This window comes from Bacillus sp. P4_D3, assembly GCF_056401855.1.
Map to the genome: position 1 here is coordinate 1 of NZ_JBFUIN010000842.1, position 1237 is coordinate 1237.

1 protein-coding gene and 1 pseudogene are annotated in these 1237 nt (G+C 33.5%); one reads left to right on the forward strand and one right to left on the reverse strand.

Annotated elements, in window-relative coordinates; all coding sequences use genetic code 11:
- Positions 1–143: 143 nt before the first annotated feature.
- Positions 144–749 (forward strand): undecaprenyl phosphate transporter UptA, encoded by a 606-nt coding sequence (gene uptA, locus AC1DTM_RS27260; protein WP_016105102.1) that lies wholly within the window; start codon positions 144–146, stop codon positions 747–749.
- Between the two features lie 24 nt (positions 750–773).
- Here uptA and AC1DTM_RS27265 read toward each other — a convergent pair.
- Positions 774–1236, reverse strand: a pseudogene (locus tag AC1DTM_RS27265) (DinB family protein).
- Between the last annotated feature and the right edge of the window lies 1 nt (position 1237).

Here is a 1237-nt window from a genome sequence, read left to right on the forward strand (position 1 = left end):
TTTATTATAAATACGAGAGATAAAAAGTATTGAAATAGCAATCCCCTATGTAAATAAGGTACAATTTACACATAGTGAACCTTTTATGTTGTTAAACAAAAGGTTCACTATATTCAAAAATCCATGAACTAGAAGGTGCAACAATGTTAAGTAGTTTTATTCATTCAGTATTAACATTTTTTGAAGGATTAGGTTATTGGGGCATAATGCTTGGACTTATGATTGAAATTATCCCAAGTGAGATCGTCCTAGCTTATGCTGGATACTTAGTATTCAATGGTAGTATCTCATTTGTAGGTGCAGTTATATTCGGTACAATTGGCGGTGTTATTGCCCAAATCTTTGTTTACTGGATTGGTCGATATGGTGGTCGCCCTGTATTAGAACGTTACGGTAAGTATATTTTCATACATAAAAAACAAATGGATGCTGCTGAAGATTGGTTTAATCGTTACGGAACTGGCGTAATTTTCACAGCGCGCTTCATTCCGGTAGCGCGGCATGCGATTTCAATTCCTGCTGGTATCACAAAAATGCCATTACTACGTTTCACTACGTTAACAGCACTTGCGATAATCCCTTGGTCTATCATTTTCATTTATCTAGGTGAAAAACTAGGTGAAAACTGGGAGAATATTAATGAAATTGCTGGACCGTATGTGAAATCGTTTGCTGTCGGTGGCATCGTACTTATTCTTTTATATTTCGTAATAAAAAAGTGGACAAAAAAACGTAAACAGCTTGCTTAAGATTATAATAAAACCGCTATAAATTCATTTAGAATTATAGCGGTTTTTTATTATAGGCTTGTTTATATATTATAAATTGCATTATTTCTTCTTTATGCTTTAAATCGTGTTGAATGAGTGATGAAAAATAATCGTTTAATCTCACTCTTTTCGTGCCGAATTGGTAGTCATCTTTAAAATTCCGGGCAGAAACTTGGTTAATTTGATCAACTAACTGTTTACGAGTAAAGCTAAATTGATCTATTAGTTCTTCTTTTGAAATACCAGACCTTGCATATTTTATTGCACCCTTATTCATTTCCTCAACATCTGTTGGAACGTTAGGTACAGATTGTCCACTTATAAAATATGGAATTCTATACTTCATTAAAAACTCATCCCAAATGATAAAATGTGAAATTACATCCGCAATTGCCCATGAACCTTTTTTAAATGGTTGACACCAGATATCCTCCGATATTCCATTCAATGTTTGGCACCATTCTATT

Excerpts from the sequence above, each read along its gene's own strand:
- uptA (WP_016105102.1), top strand. The coding sequence starts at position 144 with ATGTTAAGTAGTTTTATTCATTCAGTATTAACATTTTTTGAAGGATTA.